We start from the raw sequence: 20194 nt of genomic DNA on the forward strand, positions 1-20194 counted from the left end.
CTTGCCACTGCGATACCAGCTCAGCCGGGATCAGCAGTGACCCGTCAGATTGTCTATGGCCTTTCGAGTGCATGTAACGCTGCCAATGCGCCCATCGCTCGTGCTCGATCGCGGCAAGCTGCTCGATCATCCCGTTCAGTGTTTCGGATACGGACTTTTGCATGACGAACCCCCACTAGATCATCTTACTATCAACGAGCTTCCGATAATGCTTGCCAAGGACCGTCAGCTTGCAGCCTTTGCTTTGCATCGCGGCATGCCACATGTGCGGCGCCTCTACCGGAACGACTAGGTTGACCTTGACGTAGTTCTGCAAAGTCTTGAACACGCGGTTCTTTGCCGGGTTGGGTGGAGGAATCGATGGGTCGTCCTTCTGTTCCTGCGACCGCTCGGGCTCATAGGCAGGATCGAGCGGGTAGACGTGATCGTCACTCGGGAAATGCGTAGCCAGCTCCATCAGCTCGTTGTAGGCGATCGGCGGCTGTACGCTCCTCAATGAGATGAACGACTGGACGTTGGTCTTGAACACCGGGCGCTGCGAGTGCGGCCCGAGCGATTGATCGATATGAGCGTAGATGCTGCCCGGAGTCACGTCGCCGACCAGATTGGCGGCGCCGCCTTTCAACGCGTCCACGAACAAGGTCGTGAAGACGCCGGCGCCGCCGCCGGGCACTTCCATTGCGTACTGATCGGCATTGGATGCGCTCAGGATGGTCATGCCTTCCTCAAGCTCGGCGATCTTCCGCTTATTATCCCGGGCGCCCGCCACACCGCTATGACAGCTGTCAAGAATAATGATCCGGTTCGTTGCCGGCGAATTGTTGGCAAAGGTGACGAGATCGTTCAGCGAAAATCCATCATCGCCCGTCTTTGAGTCGCTGGCACATAGATATCCGCCGGTGTCCTCGACATATCCATGGCCAGCGAAATAAATCAGGGCTATTTCAGCCTGATGCTTGAACAACTCCCGAGCGGCTTCTTTGATTTCGTCCTTGCTGATTTCCTCGCCCGCCTTCGAACAAGTCATCAACTTTGGCTGCTTGAAATTTGGCTTATTATCGCCATGCCGCTCAAGCACTTCAAAAACGGATTGCGCGTCGTGAACGCAGCCGCTCAGATTGCCGATCTTGGAATAGTGATCGATGCCGATAATAAGGGCCCGACGCATAGCAGACCTCAGAGCGAGTCGATAAAGGAAGTGATATTGGCGTCACTCCACTCGACGGTGGTCACGCCATCAATCTGCGACCTGTCATCTTTGTAAGCCCAGATACCACGGATTTTTTTACCTTCCTCCTTCGCGCACTGAATCTCCCATTTCTGGCCGGTCGAGGCGGCAGAGTTCTTGCTGACCAGCACGATCACGCCATGAGAGCGCTTGATCCTGGTGCGGACTTTGTCCTTCCAGCCAGTCTCATATGCCTCGTGAACAGACATATCGATGAATTCGAACGGCTGACGCGGATGCAGAGACTGTCCTTTCAAAAAGTCTCTCTGCCTTTCATCCTCGATCGCAAAGGCAATAAAGACCACTCTCTTATCAGCCATGAACTTTCTTCTCCAACAGCATTTTTGTGCAGCGCAACTACCACAAGTGGTGTTTTATCTCATTTAGGTCGCGCTCTGTCGGTTTCCAAGCCCACGCCGCGATGCCGCCCAAGGCCTGCGTTCCACGAAGCACCGTAGTGCTGGAGGCGGCCGGATCGGACATGGCCACAGAACCGATCTCGCGGGACCGGTCAGGCGGACCATCCGCCGGTTGCGCACAATCATTGAACGGCGAGTGGCCTTCCACGGCATGGTGGGTCATGGCCGAAACCTCCACCATTACCCCCAAGCTGCAGGCTCGCATTGAGGCCATCGCTGTGCGTTTGGGCCGTGCGCCTGCTGCGATCATCGCCGATGCGCTCGAACACGGTCACTCGCTCAACTAGCAGGAGCGCTATGTCGATGAGGTAGTGGCAGGGTGTGCCGGCACGGCCGCCGGCCGCATCGCCTCGACCATCTTGAAGCCATCCAGGACTATATCGCGCAGGACAGCCCTGGCGCCGCGTACAAGTTTGCCCTCACCGTTCGCGCACGCGTTTTTGCCCTGCTGCCGGGTTTACCCGTTGATCGGCCGCGCGGGGCGCGTCGCCGGCACCCGCGAGCTGGGGATCTCTGGCACCGCCTATATCGTGGTCTACGAAGCCGGCGAGCGGATCGACATGCTCGCGAGCTTACCGCGCTGTCCTCGGAATTTTCTGCCGCAACCGCATGTTCGTTGTATACTGTAGATAGTAAGTGAAGGAGATGCCAACTGTGTCTGTCGAACCCATTAAGGGACCCGCCTCGTACTTCCCCTCGATCGAGAAAAAGTACGGTCGCCCCATCGCTGAGTGGCAGCAGATCGTCCGGGATCGGCTCCCGGCGAAACACATGGACCTCGTGTCGATGTTGAAGGTCGAGCACGGCATGGGGCATGGTCACGCCAACGCGATCGTTGCCTACGTGCTGTCCGAGGCAAAAGCCTAAGGCCGCTCAGGTGGCAATATGAAGGGTCTGCTTCCCACCGAGGCTGTGTGAGAACGCGGTTGGGTGTGTCGGCGCGGATTGGTGACGGGGTGCGAGGTGCCGCGTGCCCTCACGCCCGCAGGGCGGTGAGGAGAGGCCCGGTTCCGAGGATCGCCATGACCCGCTTCAGATTGTAGGCCAGGACCTGCAGGCTCATCTCGGTGGCCACGTTTCTCAACCGTCGCATCCGGAAGTGCGTCGCCCCCATCCAGCCTTTGAGCGTCCCGAACACGTGCTCGACCGTCTGGCGCCGCGTGCGCATCGCATGAGGATCCGCGTCGAGCCGGCGCTGTACGGCTTCCAAGACAGCCTCGTGCTCCCACCGCGTCACCCGCCGCTCCTTGGCCGGCGTGCAGCGTGCCTTGATCGCGCAGTCGTGGCAGGCCGTCGTCCAGTAGCGGCGTAGCGTCAGTCCGCCCTCCACGTTCGTGTAACGGTACGAGAGCCGCTCGCCGGCCGGACACCGGTAGGCGTCCGCCTCTGGCTCGTAGACGAAGTCTTGTTTGCCGAAGCGCCCCTCCGCCTTGGCGCCCGAGGTCAGCGGCTTGGGCAGCGTCACCGCGATGCCGGCCTGCTCGCAGGCCAGGATCTCCTCGCCCGAGAAGTAGCCCCGGTCGGCCAGCACGCTGAGCCCTTCATGCCCGGTCGCCACCTGGCCCTGGCGGCTCATGTGCGCCAGCTGGGTGCGGTCGTGCCCGACGTTGGTCACCTCATGCGCGACGATCAGATGATGCTCGGTGTCGACGACCGCCTGCACGTTATAGCCGACCATCCCCGTGCCCTTACCGCTCGTGGCCATCGCCCGCGCGTCCGGGTCTGTCAGCGAGATCTGCCGGTCGGGGGCAGCCTCGACGAGCGTCTCCATCGCCTGCAACTCGCGCATTCGCGTCCGCAGGGCGTCCAGACGCTCGGCGATGCGCACCTTGCGCACGCGCGCGACCTCGTCTTCCTGGCGGTCGGCGGTGTCGAGGGCGGCGAGATAGCGTGCGATGCTCGCCTCGACCTGCTCGATGCGGCGCCGGACCGCGGCTGGGGTGAAGTTGCGATCACGGGCGTTCACCGCTTTGAAGCGGCTGCCGTCCAGCGCCACGACACCACCGGCCAGGAGGCCGAGTTGGCGACACAGCACCACGAACTGGCGGCAGGCGGCTTGGATCGCAGGACCGTTGTCGCGCCGGAAGTCGGCGATGGTCTTGAAGTCTGGGGCGAGGCGGCCGGTCAGCCACATCAGCTCGACGTTGCGGCCGGCCTCGCGCTCCAGGCGGCGGCTGGAGGCGACTTGGTGGAGATAGCCGTAGAGGTAGATCTTCAGCAGTGTCGCGGGATGGTAGCCGGGCCGGCCCGTCGTGGCCGGCACCACGCCGTCAAAACCCAGAGCCGCGAGATCGAGTTCGTCGACGAATGCATCGACGACGCGCACCGGATTGTCCTCGGATACGTAATCGTCCAGCCGGTTCGGCAGAAGCGTGACTTGATGGCGATCAGCACCACAAACAAAACGCGCCATAGCCGCCTCCGCCGTCCCGCAGAGACTATCAGAACAGCAGCGTTTTCACACAGCCTCCACCCCTTCGAGACATTATTCTTCCGTGCGAACACAGCGTTCTTCGTCTGCTGACGCTCAATCAATCGGTCTCGTCAATCGTCGGCAAGTGCCGATCGATCGGCCTGATATCGTTCTTCTGATGAATATATTGGTTGAGTTCGTCTGGGGTCGCCGGACGATCGTTGAATTTTTCTCCGGCCCGTTTCAGAGCATTGCTGATGAAGGCCGGAGACTTCTTCCTGGCGTCGCCTCTTGAAACGATGTCGTCCAGAATAGCCTTATCCCCTGGCGTTATCATGTGATGCGCCCTCGTGCTGGAATAATAGGGTTATTCAGGTTGAGGGGCCGGCAGATCGCGCCGGTTACTTTCCACGAATTTTTTGCCCTCTTCGCCATAAGCCTTCACGATGTCCGCCGGCATGTTCCGGTTCGCCTCGTTGAATATCTGGTCGAGATCGTCCCAGACCTTCTGCCTACCGTCATTGTTGGCTTCGTTCTTCAAGCCATGGTCGAACTTATTGGCAATGTACATGAAAAGCGCCGTCTGCAAATTAAAGTCGCGGTCGCTGTAGGCTTCGCGGGTATTCATCAGTTTTTTCCTTTCTATTACGATTAGTTGCAGAATTGCACCGAAAACCAGAACAAAAGACCCTAGATTGACGATGAATGCAACGACTGTTCCTGTGACCCACTCGTCGTTTTCGATCCCTTTCTGGTCTGGCGAATAGTTACCGGTCGCGATCTGGAGCCAGAAATTCCAGTTTGCCGATTGCCTGATTTCGGAAGCGTTAGGCCCGCCATACAACAGGCCGGCGATCGCGAAGCACGCGACCACGAACACAGCCCGCGCGGTTGTCGTGGTTTGCGAGATGGCGCTCCGGAGTACCGCCCGTAACGAGACCGGTTCGGTTCGAGGCGGCGCATTCCCTGGAGGAGGCGATGAGCTTCCGGCATTGCCCGCATCCCGTGTCATCGAGGCATCCCGGAACTAGCGCAGCCGCAGCTAACGACATCTACCCGAAATCAGGTATTGCGCCGCAGCCACAGCCTGCCCAGCATTTCCGGGTCCTGATGCAAGCGTGGCGTTGCCGGTGCCGGCCGGGCTCTACTCGCCGGGGCGAGCGGAACCCATCCCTCGGGGCTGGTTTCCGCCCATGCGGGTGACGATCCCTAACGCGCTACCTCGTATGGGGAATCGCTAATATGAAGCCTTCGGGGAAGTATGAAGGGGAGAAGGGAGAAATTTCATTTTAGACCCTCATAGTTTGCCGCTATGATCGAGTCATGACCACCACGGCCACGAAAGCCCCTGTTCTCTCGCTCGATATCCGGCCCCGCCAGACCGAGGCGATCAAGCCGGCCGAGTTGATCCAGGTGACCGGCCACCACGACCTCACCCTCAATGCACGGCGGGCAATCACCATCCTCTGGCACCACGCCCATATGCAGGGCGTCGAGGAAGGCCGGGACTATTCGATCGAGATCGACGAGCTGAAGCCGGACGGCCACAAAGGCTACGAGATGGTCGAGGAGGCGATCGAGGCGCTGATGCGCACGATCCTCACTGTCCGCATGACAGATGGCAGGACCCGCCGCGTGCAGTTTCTCGGCGGAAACGATCTGGACGATCCTGACCGGCCTGCCGGCGTCCTCACCTACAGCTTCGACAAGCGCCTCGTCGAAGTTCTGAGAGAGTCGAGCATCTGGGGCAAGATCGCGATCCCGATCCTGATGGCCTTCACCTCGAAATACGCGGTGAGCCTCTACGAGAACACCGCGCAGTTCTCAAACCTCGAATACAAGACCCATGCGGAATACACGCTCGACGAGTTCCGCAACCTGATGGGCGTGCAGCCCGGCCAGTACAAGACCTTCGGCGAGCTGAACAAGCACGTCATCAAACCGGCCTTCGCCGAGGTGAACGCGCTCGCGCCATTCAACCTCTCCGCCCTGCCGATGAAGCAGGGCAAGAAGGTTGTCGGCATCCGGCTCGCCTGGTGGAAGAAGGATGGCGACGCGCTCACAGCCGCGTGGGAGGAAGTCCGCCGCCCGAAGGTCGGCCGCAAGGCGCGGATCGAGGGCACGGTCGAGGTGCTGGCGCACGCCCCCGTCGCTTCGGTCGGCCGGCTCATGCGCATGGCCCGCAAAGCCTCCCCGCGCCCGAAGACCTCATAGTAGACGGCGTCCAGATGCAGCGTTTGCAACGACTTAAAACAGCTCCCCGAAAACCTCATAGTTGGACGAAATGCGCCGATCGACAGGCCCAAGCCCTGTGGATAACTCCCCTGCCCTATCCCCGAAAACCTCACAATAGCGCCCCGGATTCCTCATTTTATGCCCCGAAAACCTCATACTAAGTGGCCCCAATTCCCCGGATTCCTCATCGGAGTCCCCGAATCCTTCATAGTTGGACCCGTAACCCTTTGTTAAGCATGACTGTTTCGCGCCCGAATCTTTGAATCTTTTGAACATTTGAATAAAAAAGAACACTGAGCCTACCCTTGGACCCATCGGGGAAGCGGTGGCAGAGCACAGCGGCTGACCTTCCCTGATCGGGCTGCCCACAGGCAGAATTAGGAATCGGCCTGACGGCCGATGAGTCAAAACGGACGCCCGCGCAAAAGCGCGGTCGAAGTTTTTGTTTGCTCATTGTCCGAGCCATCCAGCCTAGCACCGTGCTCGCCCGGCCAAAGGCAACCTGCAGGGCAGGCGCGCTTCGCGCGTCCTTTGGCCGGGCTGCGCGCGATGCAGATCAGGAGGCATCGGGACGAGGAACATCGCTGCCGCGCTATCGCGCGGGTTCGATTTCGCCTTCCGGCAGAATCGAACAAGGAACGAGACCGGCCTTTTGCACCCAACACCCGCCTCCGGCGCGAGCCGGGGCCCTGTAAAAGTCTGTCTACGAGAAGGTGGTCGCGGGTAGTGTCGCGCGTCGCTTGTCAGACACCGAACCCCCTGCTAGACTTTTCTTCCAAGTAATTGCCGAATTATCAGATGAACGACTATCTTGGATCAATAAAGCGCGAACATCCCGGCGCATTTATTCGCCGTGAGATCATCACGCCGCATGGCCTGTCAGTGACCGACGCTGCTTCCGTACTCGGGGTCGGTCGCCAGGCGCTGTCGAATCTGCTGAACGAGAGCGCAGCCCTGTCGCCGGAGATGGCGCTGCGGATTGAAAAGGCATTCGGCGCGAGCCTGGAGGCGCTGATGGGAATGCAAAACAGCTACGACATCGCCCAGATGCGTCAGCGCGAAGGCGAGATCGCCGTCGTCCGCTATGTAGGACCGCCGCCGTCCGAGCAGCAGAAGCTGCTTTAGCCGCGAACGCCGGTTTCCGAGATTTCCGCATTAGCGTGGCCGTAGAGCGTCCCTACCGTAGCCTGGCTACCCATGTAGCGGCGAGCCCCCTTCCCTCGATCCTGATGCATCTGGCGGAAATTGGCAGCCATGCCGAGGCGACCACTAAGGTCTTCCCTTACCCCGCAGAATGCTAGCATAATGTTAGCATGATAGCAGTCAGGGAGCAGTCTTTACGATGCTAGCAGTATGAAGACATGATAGCAGTCTGTGATCATGCTAGCGCGATGTTCACGTGCTAGCAGTTGGATAGCATTTTGTTGACAGGGTGATAACCGTTTGTGAGCATGATGGTCACAGGATTCGCGTTCCAACCCTCAGCCCACCAAGGGGCCTTCCATGCCAACCATCGTCCTAGCCAGCCCGAAGGGCGGCGCCGGAAAATCAACCTCAGCTGTCGTGCTCGCGACCGAACTGGCCCGCGCAAGGGCAGGGGTCACGATCATCGACGCGGACCCGAACAAGCCGGTCTCGAAATGGGCCAAGCGCCCCGGCAAGCCCGAAAACCTCACAGTTGTCGCCGACGTGACCGAGGAGTCGATCATCGACCAGATCGACCAGGCGGCGACGCGCTCGGCGTTCGTGATCGTCGACCTCGAAGGCACCGCCTCGCTCATGGTGGGCATGGCGATCAGCCGTGCCGACCTCGTGATCATCCCAACCCAGGGCAGCCAGCTCGATGCGGCCGAGGCGGTCAAGGCGATCCGCCTCGTCGCCAACGTTGAGAAGCAGGGCCGGACCAAGATACCGTCCGCCGTGCTGTTTACCCGCACCAGCGCCGCCGTGCGTCCCCGGACACTCAAGGCGATCGAGGCCGAGTTCGTCGAGAGCGGTGTGCGCGTGCTCGAAACGCAGATGCACGAGCGCGACGCGTTTCGGGCGATCTTCGCGTTCGGCGGTTCGCTCGCCGACCTCGATCCAGCCCAGGTCAGCAACATCACAGCCGCCGTGAACAACGGCCGCGCCTTCACCGCCGAGGTGGTCGCGCTCATTGCCGGGCAGAACAAGGCCAAGGCCGGCACGGCCGCCGACAGCAAGGTGGCCTGAGATGAGTTCCAAGCGCGCCAGCATCTTCGACAGCGATGATATGGATTTGTCCGCCTTCAAGCCGAAGGAGGGGCCACCAGCCGATGCAATTCCGCCTGAACAGGTGAAGGCGATCGCCGAAGCCTCGAACTTCCCGAGCCGCGAGGCGAAGAAGGAGAGGGCGGCACCCGCGCCCCTAGCGCCGAAGATAGAGAAGGTGGCACCGGCCAAGCGTACCGCGCACCGGCTGCGCACCGGCAGGACGCTGCAGATCAACGCGCGGGCATCGGCCGAAACGGTCGAGGAGTTCTACGCGATCGCCGCCGCACAGAACTGGAAGGCCGCCGAGACGCTGGAACGTGCCGTTGCGGCGCTTAAGCGCGAGCTGGCGAGCGAAGCGCAGGGATGAACCTTCCCTGACATCGCCCGTTCAACCTCCCCGTGGAACGCGATCGAGAACCCATGAGCGACGACGAAAAATCCGCCTCGGACGATTTGCCCGAAACCGAAGCCGAGGCCAAAATCCGGGAAGAGTCCGAGTTCAACAAGCAATGGGTTGAGGAATTGAAAAAGAAAAATGAACAGGACGAGATTGCTGATCGCGTTCCGCTTAATAAACACAACGCGCCAGGCCGAATTTTTGGAAACAAGCTCAAGCCTTCTGAGTAGATAGTTTCGTGCGGTGTGAATTGTCATGCACTGCATGTCGGCCGGCAATCCCGTCCGGGGGTTCGTTTCTCACCGGTTTTATTGACATCAACTGGATTGAATAATCACGAGCGCCATTCTGGCGGAAGTACAATTTCGCTGACATGCCGAGCAGAGCGCGGAGTAGCCGGCTTCGCAGGCTTACGCCCGGTCCGTTTTCTTGTCGGACGATGCGGGGCGGGTAGGGGATCGTTCGCACGGGACGGGATGGAGAACGACATCAGCAGGGCCGTTGCCATGCCAAGCCCGCCAAGGAAGAAACCGCGCTCATTCGTCGTCAGATTGGCCGCATCGATGCCCTGGCGCAGCCACCCCAGCCAGCAGCCGAAGCCGTTGGTGAACCCGCGCAGCTGCTCGATGCCACGCCATCCCGGTCCATCGTAGGGCAGCGCCCACAGGACGCACGCCATGAGGAGCGTGCGAGCTTCGTCGCGGTCCGTTTCCGTGAACCCGGCCTCCGCAGGGATCGCGCTGATGATGCGCTCGATCGCGTTCATGGCTCACGCCTCTCTTGAAGGCCGCAAGGGCTGGTGGGTGATGCGCCTCACCGGCGGTGGGGCGGGGGGCATGGCAGGCGTTGGCGGCGCGCTCACCGCATGATGGAGCGTCCGTACGTCGCGCAGGGCGTCCCGCCACCGGGGGACCGTGAACCAGGGCACGCGGTCGGCCACGAACAGGTGATTGCCGCTGACCCGGAGGATTTGGCGGCCTTGGTGGACCGCGCGGATGTCTTCCGCCTGCAGCACCGGCCGTGCGTGCTCGGTCAGGCCGAACGAGGCGCTGGCGACCTGTCCGCCGCTATTGTTCACGCCCCGGATCGCGACACCCATCTTGCCCGACCAGGCCTCGACGTCGCGCAGGAGGCTGGTATCTTCGACCCCCCACATGCTGAACACGCCGGCCTGCTCCTCGAACACTTTGATCGTCGCCTCGCTGTAGCCGCGCGCGGCGAGCGAGCTCCTGCCCTGGCAAAGGGCGAACAGCTGGATGCCGAGGCCGGCGTAGAGCGTCAGGGCCTTCGGGATCGCCGGCATGTAGGGAAGGTTCGCCAGCTCGTCGATCACGAACAACACCGGCACCGGCCCCGGCGTGTTGGCGAGCGTTTCGAGCAGCGCGCCGATCGTGAGTGAAATCCACCTGGCCGACGCTTCGATCTGGTTCTCGGCCGACATCAGGTAGACGGTCGTCAGCTCCCGGCGCATCGAGGCCGGATCGAAATCCGATGCTTCGGTGACGAGCGCCAGCGGCTCGCCGGGACGGAACGAGCGGCCCGCCGTCTTGAGTTCGGACGTGTAGGCTGACCATTGCTCGGGCGCGTCCTCGAAATAGCGCACCATCCCCTCGGCCAGCGTCTCCAGGGTCTCGGCGCCGCAGCGGGCGATGTCCCGGAGCTGCGCGGCCGTGTCGCCGAACCCGAAGCGCCATAGCTCGGACGGCGTGCAGCGCTCGGGCATGAAGCGCGCCCGGTGCTCGATGAGCAGGGCGATCATGTCCTGCGCGCCGGCCGCCACCCACGCGTCGCCGCTCTCCTTGGTCGGCGCGAGCGACATCGCCGCCTGCAGCGCCTCGATCTGCACCGATTTTCCGGCCTGCGCGCGGTCGATGATGCGCTGGAACGGGTTGTACCGGAACGAAGGCACGCCGAGCAGCCCGTGCGGGTTGAGCGGTATGGTGCGATGGCCGAGATTGCGGCGGCGGTGCCCGGCGCTCGCATAGGCGTTCTCGCCGTTCTTGATGTCGTTGAACACCATCGAGCGGTTGCGGACATGAGCCGCGTTGGTCAGCACCAGGTCGCGGCCCTTGCCGGTCTGTGTCGGCCCGTAATTCAGGATCGGGCCCGTGCCGTTGTAGAACAGGGGATGGCCGTCGAGCGCCCCGAGAAAGATGCCTTCCGGGTCGAGCATATTGAGGCGCGCGGCGTCGGCGAGGGAGCCGATCCGCCCGGCGCCGAGCTTGTCGCTCGCTTCCTCGCGCTCGATGAACTGGCGCACCCGCCGCGCCTCATCGAGCGATTCAAGCATACGCTGTTCAGCGTGGATCGCCCGCGCTTCGGCCGCCCTGCTACGGGCATTGGCGTTGATCTGTTCGAGGGCGTTGTAGAGCGTCCACGCGCCGCGAACCGTGCGCCAGGGATCGTCCTGCTTAGCCATGGCTCACCTCTGCGGCGGCACGTCGAAATCGTTGACAACAGAGGTGGGTGCCGGCGCGTAGGCCGGCTGTCCCATCACCTTGAAATCGGTCTGGGGAGCAGGAGCGACCAGCGTCACCGGCGGTGCAAGCGCTGCAACCTCTGCCGCGCGTTCGGCTTGGTGTCGTGCACTGAGCTGACTGGCGATGGCCACGATCGCCGGGCAGCAGCACCCTAACCAGAAGAGAATATCGCCGCCCCTGCCACCATTGATCGTCGCGGCCAACGGCGCGGCAACCAGCGCGTAGAGTCCCAATATGATGAAGTAGTTTCGATAGCCAAACTGCTGGTTGATATTCTCTTCTTCACCGATACTGAACACCATGCCGAAAAAGCAGATGGTCGATAGAAACCCGATGCCCGACATTGTGTAGTAAACCGCGTCGATGAAATACATCGCGACCTCCCGCTGAACAAAAGGCGCTGCCGGTGATGGCAGCGCCGAGTCTGTCATACTCAGCGATTGGTCTCGCGCTTGCCCTGGTTCACTTCGCGGTCGGTCCGTTCCTTGTCCTGCGAGGACATGCCGGTCGTATCGACGTAACCGCCGTTGCGGCCGGTCTGAATGTTGCGGTCAGTCTGCTGCTGGTTGCTCATGACGATGCTCCGCACCGGCCGGGATGCCGGCGACGGGCAAGGTGCTCTCAGACTCCGGCTATGTCAACACAATACGTATAGGTGTTATAACGGCTGTTGCTGCCTACGCCATGCGGCTGCGCGGCGACGGGCAGTTTCACGAGGATCGCTTGTCTCGATCGGCGCACCACTAGCTAGAAGCCGATCATTGGCCTGTTCTTTGGTGGGGAGGTTCAAGGGCGCGCGTTTCCGATGGTTCTTTTCCCAGTTTGCCAATCCCATGGTCGCTGCCGGATCAAGCTTGCGGAGGTCGGCGCGGGTAAACTCCCCGTTCAACCATCCAGCGCCGCCATAGACCCGCTCGATGAAGGCTGGTGCGGTTTCCTTGCGATTAGGCCGTGCGGCATACATCTCTCCGTTCGGTGGTTGTGTATATTTTACAGTCGATTCCTCAATCTCTGCTGACTTATCTTTCGGCGTGTATTTTTCTGTCAGCTTTCCTGATCGTAAATCATCTGCCAGTTTGGAAACGGCTACATCATCCCAACTTGTCAGTATTTGAACTATTTCTTGAATATGCTCCATTCGATCTTTGTATTTTTTATCCTCCAGATAATCAACGTATTCCGCCGATGAACCGAATTCGTTACTTTTTTTATCATGATTTTTTGAGCGATCTGCATAAGATCGGACAATCTCTCCTTCGATACCGAGTATACTTGCGACGAAATCCGCTGGAATACCGCTCGCCAGGAGCGTTTTCATGCGATCGATCTTGCCAATATGTTTGGAAGCGCGCCCACCGCCTTTGTCTGCCGATCGTCCGATCAGGGTTTTGCTTTTGCTTTTATTTTTACTTTCCTTGTGCGCTTCCCCGGTCACATGGCGGCTCCCTTAGTGGTGAAAGTTCTTAAACGCTTCAGTAGGCCGATTTGGCAGTCACGGCGCCAGCCCTTTCGCCGGCCCGGCCCAACCAATCCCACCCTCATACTCAAGGGCTAGCCCAGTTCGGGCGGCCGTGTCGAAGGGCGGGTCCTCCCCATGCTCACCGCCGTCGCTGCGCTTCCTGGCGGCTGCGCGTGGGTCTGGTCCCGGCGCGGAGCGCCGCCTTCGACACGGCCGCCCGACCCGGTCTGGACGCCGCGCATGAGGGCGGAATTGTCCGACCCTAAAGCAACGAAAGGAAACGCCATGAACGGCAAAACCAACCACGGGAGCACCAAGCCGGTGAAGCAGCAGCCGACCCACGATGTGAAGGTAAAGCGCACTAACGGGGAGCATACGAGCTGGGAACGGATCGGAGCAGGCTGGCAGCGCGACGATGGATCGGTCTATGTCCGGCTGATCGGCACGCAGATCGTCTCTGACGGTTTCACCATCTACCCGGTCGAGGTGGCGCAATGAGCGCCCCTCATACCATCACCGGGCTGAACGATGCGTTTCGGGCATCCTTCACAGGCGGAAGGGTTGTCATCACTCCCGGCATCACCGCTCTGGGCTCCAGTCTGGCGTGCACGGTGATCGGGCTGGTCAGAGGCTTCGACAGCTTCACACCCGACAACGATCCGTATGGCGAGCATGATTTCGGCTCGATCAAGCATCCGGCAGCGGGCCGCATCTTCTGGAAGATCGACTACTACGATCCGACCATGGAGGGCGGTAGCGAAGATCCGGCAGACCCTTCAAAAACCTGCCGCGTCCTGACCATCATGCTCGCCTCAGAGTACTGAGGATGGAGCAGGTCACGGAGCACATCATCCAGTGGCACGGCATGACGGTGGAAATCCGTCATGTCGCCGGCTGGGGGGCAGGGTACGACCATCTCGAAATCCGCTCGATCAAACCCGAACGGGCGAAACTTCCGATCACCGAAACCGGCTACCGCTCGCATTTCATACCGGCGGGCGATCTGGAGGAGCAGGGCGGAGCGGTCGCGTTCGTCACGGACTGGCTCGATCATGAATCCCGGTCAGAGGCATGGAAGGCGGCGAGTCAGATGTCGCTGTTGTGAAGCGTGGGCATACGATCGCAGGTACGGACTGGCGAAGGCATCGACGAACCATCGGTGCCTTTCGTCCGTTGGACACCGGCGGATTTCATGGCCTTCGGGTCAGAATGAACCGGCAGCGGAGGGCCATGAAATCCGCCGGTGTCCGCGTATATCAGTCTGCTCTCATTTGACGGAATAGTTGAGTACTGCCATCCTGTAAGAAACGGGTAGCAAGCTATGTTTTTGCTATGCAAAAACGCTTGATCAGGGGCTCAGAAGCAGCCCCCGATACCCGGCTTTAGGCGCACGCACGGCGAGGTTTCGGCGAGGAGGCAGGGGATGGCGCGGCCGGTCAAAGAACCGCATGAGCGACGCACGGCGCAGCTACCGCCGGTCCGCGTGACCGAGGCCGAGCTGATCGACGTGCAGGCGCAGGCCAAGGCTGCCAGCTGCGATCTCACCAGCTTCATCCGCGAGCGCGCCCTGACGGGCCGCACGGTTGCCGCTGCGCCGTCCGCCAGCCACAGCCTCCTGGTCGAGCTGTCCCGCGCCGGTAACAACCTCAACCAGATCGCCCGCCATATGAACCGCGGGCGCGGCGTGCCGGACGACCTCGCGCACGTCCTTCACCAGTTCTACACCGTGCTCGAACGGGTCGGCCGCGCCCATGGTGCCTAACGTTGCCAAGGCGGGCACCAGCTTCAAAGGCGCGGCGCTCTACTACCTGCACGACAAGTGCGAGCAGCGGGAGACCGACCGGCTGACCTCGGATCGAGTCGCCTGGACCTCGACCCGCAATATGCCGACCGAGAACCCGGAGCTGGCGTGGCGGATCATGGCGGCGACGGCGATGGATCAGGATCGCCTCAAGGCCGAGGCCGGTGTGAAGGCGTCGGGCCGGAAATCGGCGGCGAGCGTCTACAGCTACAGCCTCGCCTGGCATCCTGACGAGAAGCGCAACCTGTCCAAGTCCGAGATGCTGCGGGCGGCCGACGAGTCCTTGAAGGCGATCGGCGCGCACGATCGGCAGGCTCTGATCGTCTGCCACGGGGACGAGCCGCACCCGCACGTGCACGTCATCGTCAACCGGGTCAGCCCCGAGGACGGGCGTATGCTGTCCACCAGCAACGACCGGGTGAAGCTCTCGGAGTGGGCGCAGGCCTACGAACAGGAACGCGGGCGCATCTGGTGCCATGAGCGCGTCGCCAATAACGCCAAACGGGCGCAAGGCGATTTCGTGCGGGCTAGCTCGCCGACGCCGCGCAGCATGGAGAAAGAGTTCGACGAGGCGCGCGGCGCCGATCCAGTCGCGGCCAAACGCGAGCGCGACGAGGCGAAGGCGCGGGCCGGCAAGCTCGCCTCGGCCGGCAGAGGCATGGCGCAGCGTCATCGCGCCGAATGGGACGGACTCGCCAAGCGTCACCGCGACCGCAAGGCCGAGATCAGGGCGCAGGCACGCGCAGCGGGCGATCGCGCCTACGAGCAGATCAGGGAACAGTACCGTCCGCAATGGCAGGAGCTGTACCGGAACCAGATGCGCGACAAGCGCCGGTTCGTGAAGCTCGAAGCCGAGGGCGCGCTCGGGCGTCTCGCCAACATCTATCACGAGCTGCGCGCCAGCGCCCGAGGGGAAGGGGAGAAGCGCAGCGTTCTTGCTGCCGGCTTCAACCTACTCATTTCCAAGGACACGCGTGAGCTGGCCCTGATGGAGCGCCACAAGCGGGAACGCGACAAGCTGCAGGCCGTGCAGCGGCGCGACGTGAAGGACGCGAAGGCGATCATCGCCCGCGACCAGACGCCGTTACAGGAGCGGACGCGCAAATCCTTCATGAGCGAACGGACGGCGCTGATCGATCGCCAGGCCGAAGAGCGTGGCGACCTCAAAAATCAGTGGAAGCAGGAAGGCGATCGCCGGTCGCGTAGTTTCGACACGATCACCCGCAAGACTGGCGTACGCCAGAAGGCCAAGACCGAGGCAACGCCGGAAGAACGGGCGGAAAGCTGGCAACGCCGCGAGAACTTCCAGGCTGCGAGCCAGGGCCGGCCGGCGCGCCAGAGCCGCATGAGAAGCCGTAAGCGAACGCGAAAAGGCAAATAGCCAGAGGATTCACGGACGGGCTGGTTGCCGGTATGGTTTGCCGGGAGTGGACGGTAGCCATGCGCGACGGCCTGTTTCCCCAGCCTGAGACAGACGTGGATCGCATCCTCGCCGCGATCCAATGGCCGAAGGCTGATAATACCTACGACCATATCATCGGGGTTGTGACGATACTGGCCTTTGGCGGGCTGTTCGAGGACGCGCCCGCGGCGGTCTTTGCCGAGGTCGCTGAGGCTGTCCAGGACGCACACGGCCTCACGCCAGAGCGCCGCCACCGCTGCCTGATGCAGATCGAGGCCCGCGCCATGCTGGCCGGGCAGGACCCCTGCGTCGCGCTGCTGAAAGACCGGCTCGGCGTGAGCGGCACTGTGCGGCTCGCCCTGCTGATTTATGATGGCGGCCTGACCCCGACCGAAGCGCGGCCATGGCTGGAACCCCCGGATCGGAACTGGCCGGAGATCGAGCAAATCGTCTTTCTCATACTGGATGACGCTTGTCGGTGCGGCGCGGCCTTGCCGTGGCATCTCGCTCGGTGGCTCGAACGTATCCGCGCCCGCGACGGCCGATCCTTGTTCGACTGAATGGAAGATTGAGCCAGATGAACCGACGCCAGTTTGCGCAAGGGTTTGCCGCCACCCCCATCTTGCTCGCGCTCCCGACACTTTCGGCCCATGACCTCTACCGGATCGAGGCGCGGGAGGCGGTGGCCGAGATGGAGCGGCGTATAGAGCAGGGCGGGGACTTCGACCGCGAGCTGATGCGGTTCGAGCATAAGGCCCAGCTCCTGCGCGAACGGCACAACGTGTTCTTGTGGGATGGCCCGACTACTGCCAGAGGCTACAGGCATCCAAGCTGGCCCGCGCTGTAAAGATCGTGCCGGCCCAGAAGATTTTGAGATTGTGGCCGCTGTTCGAGTCGCGTCCAGCGTTTAGAGATGACGGAATTAGTCTACGTCGATGCAAGCACACCTATGTTATTGGTGGTAATGATATATCAGGAAGCGATAGTGGCTAAAAACATGATACCACCTTCAACGCGCTGTCTTAAAGCCTGTAGGCTGGAAAAACTATGAGTTCCTGCTACGCCATGAGTAGCTTTATTAAATACGGGGAAAAGTTGGAGAATGTCTTCGATGTCCTTCTCCACAAATCCAAGCATCTCGGGCGAGTCTGCACCTTTTCGTTTCAACAAGAAACGAATTTTTGCACGACGGGAAGGAGTGCCTTGTTGTGTCTTCTCGCAATTTGCGTCTGCCGCGATTACATCTTTGTCTTCGGCCCAGCGACTTAGAATTTCAGTGAATATCTCGCGCACGCTGGTGCAAAAGTGTCTAGCCGCATCTGTGTTGGCTGGATTGAGTGCGAAAAGCGCTCCCCGCCAACGGTCTAAAAGATCTTGAGACAGGTCTGATAGGTAGTCGTTAATTCCAGTATCTTGTTCGCTTTCCGGAGGAGCGGTCGCATCAGTTGCTAACGCATAGGCAACTGCAGCGCTATTGCTGCTTTCACGGCCAGCCGCGGCCAGTATGTCCTCGTTTACGACCCCGATTGCCTCGACTCGATCGTAACGCGCACTCAGGTCAAACGATGAGTCTCGTACTTCGACGTAGTGGGTTGTCGTCAAGGCACGCAACGCAGACAATCGACGCTGACGGTCACGTTCGACTTGAGCGTTATGTGATCGTACCGACTGATTGTATTTCGCAATGGCGTTTTTTCGTCTCTGGTTTTCCTGACGAACTTCACGGTTGTGAGCGTCAACAAGCCTCTTGTTGTGCTGGTTTACCCGATCAACTTCTCGATTATAATCACGAACCTGCTTTTCATGGGCTGCTTTATTCGCGCGATTTACGCGATCGACTTCCTGATTATATTTTCTAATGGCGTCGCGTTGCTTTTGCTCCTGCTGTCGGAGCCAGGCGTTGTATTGTGATGGCGTCATTCGCTGAACCATCGATGCCTCCACTTTTGTCTGCACAATCATATGGTGTAGTATCGAAATGCTTCAAGCGTAAGTACCGAAGCTTCACAGCAATAATGTCCGACGCTATGCTCGCGCGTTGAGATGCCGGCGCAGCGTTGCTGGGCTTACGTCGATCGCCCGCGCCGTTGCGGCCTTGCCCTTACCATCTGCTAGCAGTTTGTGAGCAAGATCGAGCTTGTCCGGAGTGATCGAGGCAGGCCGGCCGACGTGTTTGCCGCGCCGCTTGCTCGCCTTCATCCCGGCGCGCGTGCGCTCCGAGATCAGGTCGCGTTCGAGCTGGGCCATCACGCTCATGACGCCGTAAATCATCCGCCCGGTGGCGGTCGTAGTGTCCATCTGATCCATGATCGAGCAGAACTCGACGCCGCGAGCGTGCAACTCATCGAGGAGAAGCGCGAGGCTCGCGGTCGAGCGCCCAAGGCGATCGACGCGCCAGACGGTCAGCACGTCGCCCGGCTTCAAGGCCGCCAACGCAGCTGTCAGGCCGGGCCGCTTCGCCGCCGTACCGGACAGGCCGTGATCCTCGTGGATCATCTCGCAACCGGCAGCGCGTAGCGCATCGAGCTGGAGCGCGAGGTTCTGTTCGTCGGTAGAGACGCGTGCGTAGCCGATCCTCACGATAGCAGGCTTTCCCAATCCTGCCGCCCGTGCAGCACGCGGACGACGAGTATGTTACTGCCATCCTCTACGTAGGCGATCAGGTGCGCCTTGTAGGGATGCAGCCGCACCGGACGTCTGAACTCGCGGCGCAGCCTCGCCATAGCCGGGTTGTCTGCGAGCAGCGACAACATGTCCATAAGGCCGGCATGATACCGTTCAGCCTGCTCCATGCCGAACCGCACGCTACCGGAAACGTACAGATCGATAATATCCTGGTTGGCCTGCCGTGATGTTTTGAAGATCATGACTTGGTCAGCGCGGCCCTGGCTTTTTCCCGAGCCTCTGCCAGAACATCAGTCATCGGTCGGTCGCTTACGCCGCTTTCAAACCCGTCATCGATCATCCGTTGCAACTCCGCCAGCTTGGAAAATCGCTCCTGATCGCGCCGGATCAGATCGCGCACATAGTCGCTGGCGTTGCTGTAGCGCCCGGTCTCGGCCTGCGCTTCTACCCAGTCCTTCATCGGATCGGGCAGCGATACGTTCATAGTCGCCATGGTCACCTCCTTGTCGTTCCATCATGACAAAGATTGCCAAAGGCTGTCAAAGATGTTCCGCTATTTTGATCGTACCCTTTCAGGCGATTGCCGTCGAGCGTTTGCAGGGATTTAGCCCCTGCTCGCGGTATCGCTCAAAATGGTTCCCTTTTGAGCGGGCGTTCGAGCTAGAGCGCAACCAACTCGGCAAGCTTGGTCGCAACGTCTTTCATCGGTTCCTCGGCCGTGCTCAGGCCGGTGCGCGAAGCGAGAAGCGGGCTGACTTCGCGAAGCGCTTCATACGTCGTATTGTGTACGATGGGGACGAGCCGTTCCCCCGCCAGCAGCGCAGACAGTTCTTTATCGGCAATGCTTTCTTTCGGGAGGCGAGCTAGCAGGGCTGGTGTCACTAGCACGAGCCCGATGCGCGAGTTTGCCAAGCCTTTGTCGATAGCGCGAAGCAATGGCACGCCGAGCCCGACGTCCTTCCCACTGAACCATACCTTGACACCAAGTCCCACAAGCAGGTCGTGTAACTCCTTGGCGGCGCCGAGCCGGTCATCCCAAGCATGGCAGAGGAAGGCATCCCAAAGGTCTAGCCCTGCTTGTTTCTCGACATTCTCACGGACCGGGGTAAGCGCTCGGACCTCAGCAGGTGTATATGCCGCAGACGAGCCGGCTTTCGACCATCTCGGCTTTACGCTCCCGCGGGACCCGCCGCCGCTGCTTCGCCCACCGCTGCTGCTGCTGCCCGGGGAGGCATAGGACGGCGCTGAATACGAGTCATAGCCGCCGTAACTTCTATAGCCGAACGACCGTGATCGACCACCGCAAGCAGGGCATGAAGCTGCACCGCTTGCAGTGCGGTGGCCATCTCTTGGTGCTGTGCATCTCGCCATGCGTTAGATACTACTGACGACTGTCGGTACGCTCAAGTGCCTTGATTATAGTCGGTAGGTACTTCTCCACCTGTTCGCGGTCGCTCGCTTTCTCGTCTTCGTTGAGTTCGGCGTAAGGGCGCTCAATCTGCC

29 protein-coding genes are annotated in these 20194 nt (G+C 60.9%); 14 read left to right on the forward strand and 15 right to left on the reverse strand.

All coding sequences use genetic code 11. From position 1 onward, the window contains the following. Positions 1-175: 175 nt before the first annotated feature. Positions 176-1168 (reverse strand): caspase family protein, encoded by a 993-nt coding sequence (locus tag J2W78_RS24535; protein WP_253374296.1) that lies wholly within the window; start codon positions 1166-1168, stop codon positions 176-178. Positions 1169-1176: 8 nt separating this feature from the next. Further along, complete coding sequence (locus J2W78_RS24540; protein ID WP_253374297.1) at positions 1177-1548, reverse strand: TIR domain-containing protein; 372 nt, start codon at positions 1546-1548, stop codon at positions 1177-1179. Between the two features lie 260 nt (positions 1549-1808). Between J2W78_RS24540 and J2W78_RS24805 the strand changes: the two genes are divergently transcribed. Together J2W78_RS24805 and J2W78_RS24545 are read left to right on the forward strand one after the other, a co-directional pair. After that, entirely contained in the window at positions 1809-1934 is a 126-nt protein-coding gene (locus J2W78_RS24805; RefSeq protein WP_301288990.1) for a hypothetical protein, read from the forward strand. A gap of 367 nt (positions 1935-2301) precedes the next feature. Further along, entirely contained in the window at positions 2302-2514 is a 213-nt protein-coding gene (locus J2W78_RS24545; RefSeq protein WP_253374298.1) for a DUF4287 domain-containing protein, read from the forward strand. Positions 2515-2623: 109 nt separating this feature from the next. Here J2W78_RS24545 and J2W78_RS24550 read toward each other — a convergent pair whose 3' ends face one another. From J2W78_RS24550 to J2W78_RS24560, 3 genes are all read right to left on the reverse strand, one after another. Next, positions 2624-4060, reverse strand: coding sequence for an IS1182 family transposase (locus tag J2W78_RS24550; protein ID WP_253370468.1), 1437 nt, complete (start codon positions 4058-4060; stop codon positions 2624-2626). Positions 4061-4178: 118 nt separating this feature from the next. Beyond that, positions 4179-4397, reverse strand: coding sequence for a hypothetical protein (locus J2W78_RS24555; RefSeq protein ID WP_253374299.1), 219 nt, complete (start codon positions 4395-4397; stop codon positions 4179-4181). A 30-nt stretch (positions 4398-4427) separates the two neighbouring features. Next, positions 4428-5072: a hypothetical protein gene (locus J2W78_RS24560; protein ID WP_253374300.1), complete on the reverse strand. Its 645-nt coding sequence runs from the start codon at positions 5070-5072 to the stop codon at positions 4428-4430. 311 nt (positions 5073-5383) lie between these two features. Here J2W78_RS24560 and J2W78_RS24565 point away from each other — a divergent pair, with 311 nt between their 5' ends. The 5 genes from J2W78_RS24565 to J2W78_RS24585 all read left to right on the forward strand — a co-directional run bounded on the left by J2W78_RS24565 (position 5384) and on the right by J2W78_RS24585 (position 9154). Then, a complete protein-coding gene (locus tag J2W78_RS24565; protein ID WP_253374301.1) occupies positions 5384-6274 on the forward strand; it encodes a replication initiation protein in 891 nt (296 codons plus the stop codon). 819 nt (positions 6275-7093) lie between these two features. Continuing rightward, entirely contained in the window at positions 7094-7420 is a 327-nt protein-coding gene (locus J2W78_RS24570) for a HigA family addiction module antitoxin (RefSeq protein WP_253374302.1), read from the forward strand. Between the two features lie 378 nt (positions 7421-7798). After that, entirely contained in the window at positions 7799-8506 is a 708-nt protein-coding gene (locus J2W78_RS24575) for a ParA family protein (protein ID WP_253374303.1), read from the forward strand. A 1-nt stretch (position 8507) separates the two neighbouring features. Then, positions 8508-8894, forward strand: coding sequence for a stability/partitioning determinant (locus J2W78_RS24580; RefSeq protein WP_253374304.1), 387 nt, complete (start codon positions 8508-8510; stop codon positions 8892-8894). Positions 8895-8947: 53 nt separating this feature from the next. Next, complete coding sequence (locus tag J2W78_RS24585) at positions 8948-9154, forward strand: hypothetical protein (protein ID WP_253374305.1); 207 nt, start codon at positions 8948-8950, stop codon at positions 9152-9154. Between the two features lie 104 nt (positions 9155-9258). On the opposite strand, the gene J2W78_RS24590 is transcribed toward J2W78_RS24585, so the two are convergent. The 5 genes from J2W78_RS24590 to J2W78_RS24610 form a co-directional block, all read right to left on the reverse strand. After that, positions 9259-9690 carry a hypothetical protein gene (locus tag J2W78_RS24590; protein WP_253374306.1) on the reverse strand — a complete coding sequence of 144 codons (432 nt, stop codon included), beginning with the start codon at positions 9688-9690 and terminating at the stop codon, positions 9259-9261. A 3-nt stretch (positions 9691-9693) separates the two neighbouring features. Further along, a complete protein-coding gene (locus tag J2W78_RS24595) occupies positions 9694-11343 on the reverse strand; it encodes a type IV secretory system conjugative DNA transfer family protein (RefSeq protein ID WP_253374307.1) in 1650 nt (549 codons plus the stop codon). Between the two features lie 3 nt (positions 11344-11346). After that, positions 11347-11778 (reverse strand): hypothetical protein, encoded by a 432-nt coding sequence (locus tag J2W78_RS24600; RefSeq protein WP_253374308.1) that lies wholly within the window; start codon positions 11776-11778, stop codon positions 11347-11349. A gap of 59 nt (positions 11779-11837) precedes the next feature. Further along, on the reverse strand, positions 11838-11978 hold the full coding sequence (locus tag J2W78_RS24605) for a hypothetical protein (RefSeq protein WP_253374309.1): 141 nt from the start codon (positions 11976-11978) through the stop codon (positions 11838-11840). A gap of 84 nt (positions 11979-12062) precedes the next feature. Continuing rightward, a complete protein-coding gene (locus tag J2W78_RS24610) occupies positions 12063-12839 on the reverse strand; it encodes a hypothetical protein (RefSeq protein WP_253374310.1) in 777 nt (258 codons plus the stop codon). Between the two features lie 309 nt (positions 12840-13148). On the opposite strand from J2W78_RS24610, the gene J2W78_RS24615 reads away from it, so the two are divergent. The 7 genes from J2W78_RS24615 to J2W78_RS24645 all read left to right on the forward strand — a co-directional run bounded on the left by J2W78_RS24615 (position 13149) and on the right by J2W78_RS24645 (position 16913). Further along, entirely contained in the window at positions 13149-13361 is a 213-nt protein-coding gene (locus tag J2W78_RS24615; protein ID WP_253374311.1) for a hypothetical protein, read from the forward strand. Next, positions 13358-13687 carry a DUF3768 domain-containing protein gene (locus tag J2W78_RS24620; protein ID WP_253374312.1) on the forward strand — a complete coding sequence of 110 codons (330 nt, stop codon included), beginning with the start codon at positions 13358-13360 and terminating at the stop codon, positions 13685-13687. The genes J2W78_RS24615 and J2W78_RS24620 overlap by 4 nt, the downstream gene beginning before the upstream one ends. 2 nt (positions 13688-13689) lie before the next feature. After that, positions 13690-13968 (forward strand): hypothetical protein, encoded by a 279-nt coding sequence (locus tag J2W78_RS24625; RefSeq protein ID WP_253374313.1) that lies wholly within the window; start codon positions 13690-13692, stop codon positions 13966-13968. Positions 13969-14286: 318 nt separating this feature from the next. Further along, on the forward strand, positions 14287-14625 hold the full coding sequence (locus J2W78_RS24630; protein ID WP_253374314.1) for a MobC family plasmid mobilization relaxosome protein: 339 nt from the start codon (positions 14287-14289) through the stop codon (positions 14623-14625). After that, the gene (locus J2W78_RS24635) at positions 14615-16045 is read left to right on the forward strand and encodes a relaxase/mobilization nuclease domain-containing protein (protein WP_253374315.1); all 1431 of its coding nucleotides are present in this window, start codon (positions 14615-14617) and stop codon (positions 16043-16045) included. The genes J2W78_RS24630 and J2W78_RS24635 overlap by 11 nt, the downstream gene beginning before the upstream one ends. 59 nt (positions 16046-16104) lie before the next feature. After that, a complete protein-coding gene (locus J2W78_RS24640) occupies positions 16105-16626 on the forward strand; it encodes a hypothetical protein (protein WP_253374316.1) in 522 nt (173 codons plus the stop codon). 8 nt (positions 16627-16634) lie between these two features. Beyond that, complete coding sequence (locus J2W78_RS24645) at positions 16635-16913, forward strand: hypothetical protein (protein WP_253374317.1); 279 nt, start codon at positions 16635-16637, stop codon at positions 16911-16913. Positions 16914-17038: 125 nt separating this feature from the next. Here J2W78_RS24645 and J2W78_RS24650 read toward each other — a convergent pair whose 3' ends face one another. The 5 genes from J2W78_RS24650 to J2W78_RS24670 all read right to left on the reverse strand — a co-directional run bounded on the left by J2W78_RS24650 (position 17039) and on the right by J2W78_RS24670 (position 20062). Then, positions 17039-18028, reverse strand: a complete 990-nt coding sequence (locus J2W78_RS24650) for a hypothetical protein (protein ID WP_253374318.1) — start codon at positions 18026-18028, stop codon at positions 17039-17041. A gap of 63 nt (positions 18029-18091) precedes the next feature. Then, positions 18092-18646 (reverse strand): recombinase family protein, encoded by a 555-nt coding sequence (locus tag J2W78_RS24655; protein WP_253374319.1) that lies wholly within the window; start codon positions 18644-18646, stop codon positions 18092-18094. Further along, complete coding sequence (locus tag J2W78_RS24660) at positions 18643-18933, reverse strand: type II toxin-antitoxin system RelE/ParE family toxin (RefSeq protein ID WP_253374320.1); 291 nt, start codon at positions 18931-18933, stop codon at positions 18643-18645. Before J2W78_RS24660 ends, J2W78_RS24655 begins: the two co-directional genes overlap by 4 nt. Then, on the reverse strand, positions 18930-19184 hold the full coding sequence (locus J2W78_RS24665) for a type II toxin-antitoxin system ParD family antitoxin (RefSeq protein WP_253374321.1): 255 nt from the start codon (positions 19182-19184) through the stop codon (positions 18930-18932). Before J2W78_RS24665 ends, J2W78_RS24660 begins: the two co-directional genes overlap by 4 nt. Positions 19185-19351: 167 nt before the next feature. Beyond that, complete coding sequence (locus tag J2W78_RS24670; protein ID WP_253374322.1) at positions 19352-20062, reverse strand: toll/interleukin-1 receptor domain-containing protein; 711 nt, start codon at positions 20060-20062, stop codon at positions 19352-19354. Between the last annotated feature and the right edge of the window lie 132 nt (positions 20063-20194).

Source organism: Methylorubrum extorquens (genome assembly GCF_024169925.1).
Classification (GTDB): Bacteria; Pseudomonadota; Alphaproteobacteria; order Rhizobiales; family Beijerinckiaceae; genus Methylobacterium; species Methylobacterium extorquens_A.

What these genes read in the sequence shown, in the direction of transcription:
- J2W78_RS24535 (WP_253374296.1), bottom strand. Translation starts at nt 1,168, where the DNA reads ATGCGTCGGGCCCTTATTATCGGCATCGATCACTATTCCAAGATCGGC.
- J2W78_RS24540 (WP_253374297.1), bottom strand. Translation starts at nt 1,548, where the DNA reads ATGGCTGATAAGAGAGTGGTCTTTATTGCCTTTGCGATCGAGGATGAA.
- J2W78_RS24805 (WP_301288990.1), top strand. Translation starts at nt 1,809, where the DNA reads ATGGCCGAAACCTCCACCATTACCCCCAAGCTGCAGGCTCGCATTGAG.
- J2W78_RS24550 (WP_253370468.1), bottom strand. Translation starts at nt 4,060, where the DNA reads ATGGCGCGTTTTGTTTGTGGTGCTGATCGCCATCAAGTCACGCTTCTG.
- J2W78_RS24555 (WP_253374299.1), bottom strand. Translation starts at nt 4,397, where the DNA reads ATGATAACGCCAGGGGATAAGGCTATTCTGGACGACATCGTTTCAAGA.
- J2W78_RS24560 (WP_253374300.1), bottom strand. Translation starts at nt 5,072, where the DNA reads ATGACACGGGATGCGGGCAATGCCGGAAGCTCATCGCCTCCTCCAGGG.
- J2W78_RS24565 (WP_253374301.1), top strand. Translation starts at nt 5,384, where the DNA reads ATGACCACCACGGCCACGAAAGCCCCTGTTCTCTCGCTCGATATCCGG.
- J2W78_RS24570 (WP_253374302.1), top strand. Translation starts at nt 7,094, where the DNA reads ATGAACGACTATCTTGGATCAATAAAGCGCGAACATCCCGGCGCATTT.
- J2W78_RS24575 (WP_253374303.1), top strand. Translation starts at nt 7,799, where the DNA reads ATGCCAACCATCGTCCTAGCCAGCCCGAAGGGCGGCGCCGGAAAATCA.
- J2W78_RS24580 (WP_253374304.1), top strand. Translation starts at nt 8,508, where the DNA reads ATGAGTTCCAAGCGCGCCAGCATCTTCGACAGCGATGATATGGATTTG.
- J2W78_RS24585 (WP_253374305.1), top strand. Translation starts at nt 8,948, where the DNA reads ATGAGCGACGACGAAAAATCCGCCTCGGACGATTTGCCCGAAACCGAA.
- J2W78_RS24590 (WP_253374306.1), bottom strand. Translation starts at nt 9,690, where the DNA reads ATGAACGCGATCGAGCGCATCATCAGCGCGATCCCTGCGGAGGCCGGG.
- J2W78_RS24595 (WP_253374307.1), bottom strand. Translation starts at nt 11,343, where the DNA reads ATGGCTAAGCAGGACGATCCCTGGCGCACGGTTCGCGGCGCGTGGACG.
- J2W78_RS24600 (WP_253374308.1), bottom strand. Translation starts at nt 11,778, where the DNA reads ATGTATTTCATCGACGCGGTTTACTACACAATGTCGGGCATCGGGTTT.
- J2W78_RS24605 (WP_253374309.1), bottom strand. Translation starts at nt 11,978, where the DNA reads ATGAGCAACCAGCAGCAGACTGACCGCAACATTCAGACCGGCCGCAAC.
- J2W78_RS24615 (WP_253374311.1), top strand. Translation starts at nt 13,149, where the DNA reads ATGAACGGCAAAACCAACCACGGGAGCACCAAGCCGGTGAAGCAGCAG.
- J2W78_RS24620 (WP_253374312.1), top strand. Translation starts at nt 13,358, where the DNA reads ATGAGCGCCCCTCATACCATCACCGGGCTGAACGATGCGTTTCGGGCA.
- J2W78_RS24625 (WP_253374313.1), top strand. Translation starts at nt 13,690, where the DNA reads ATGGAGCAGGTCACGGAGCACATCATCCAGTGGCACGGCATGACGGTG.
- J2W78_RS24630 (WP_253374314.1), top strand. Translation starts at nt 14,287, where the DNA reads ATGGCGCGGCCGGTCAAAGAACCGCATGAGCGACGCACGGCGCAGCTA.
- J2W78_RS24635 (WP_253374315.1), top strand. Translation starts at nt 14,615, where the DNA reads ATGGTGCCTAACGTTGCCAAGGCGGGCACCAGCTTCAAAGGCGCGGCG.
- J2W78_RS24640 (WP_253374316.1), top strand. Translation starts at nt 16,105, where the DNA reads ATGCGCGACGGCCTGTTTCCCCAGCCTGAGACAGACGTGGATCGCATC.
- J2W78_RS24650 (WP_253374318.1), bottom strand. Translation starts at nt 18,028, where the DNA reads ATGATTGTGCAGACAAAAGTGGAGGCATCGATGGTTCAGCGAATGACG.
- J2W78_RS24660 (WP_253374320.1), bottom strand. Translation starts at nt 18,933, where the DNA reads ATGATCTTCAAAACATCACGGCAGGCCAACCAGGATATTATCGATCTG.
- J2W78_RS24665 (WP_253374321.1), bottom strand. Translation starts at nt 19,184, where the DNA reads ATGGCGACTATGAACGTATCGCTGCCCGATCCGATGAAGGACTGGGTA.
- J2W78_RS24670 (WP_253374322.1), bottom strand. Translation starts at nt 20,062, where the DNA reads ATGGCGAGATGCACAGCACCAAGAGATGGCCACCGCACTGCAAGCGGT.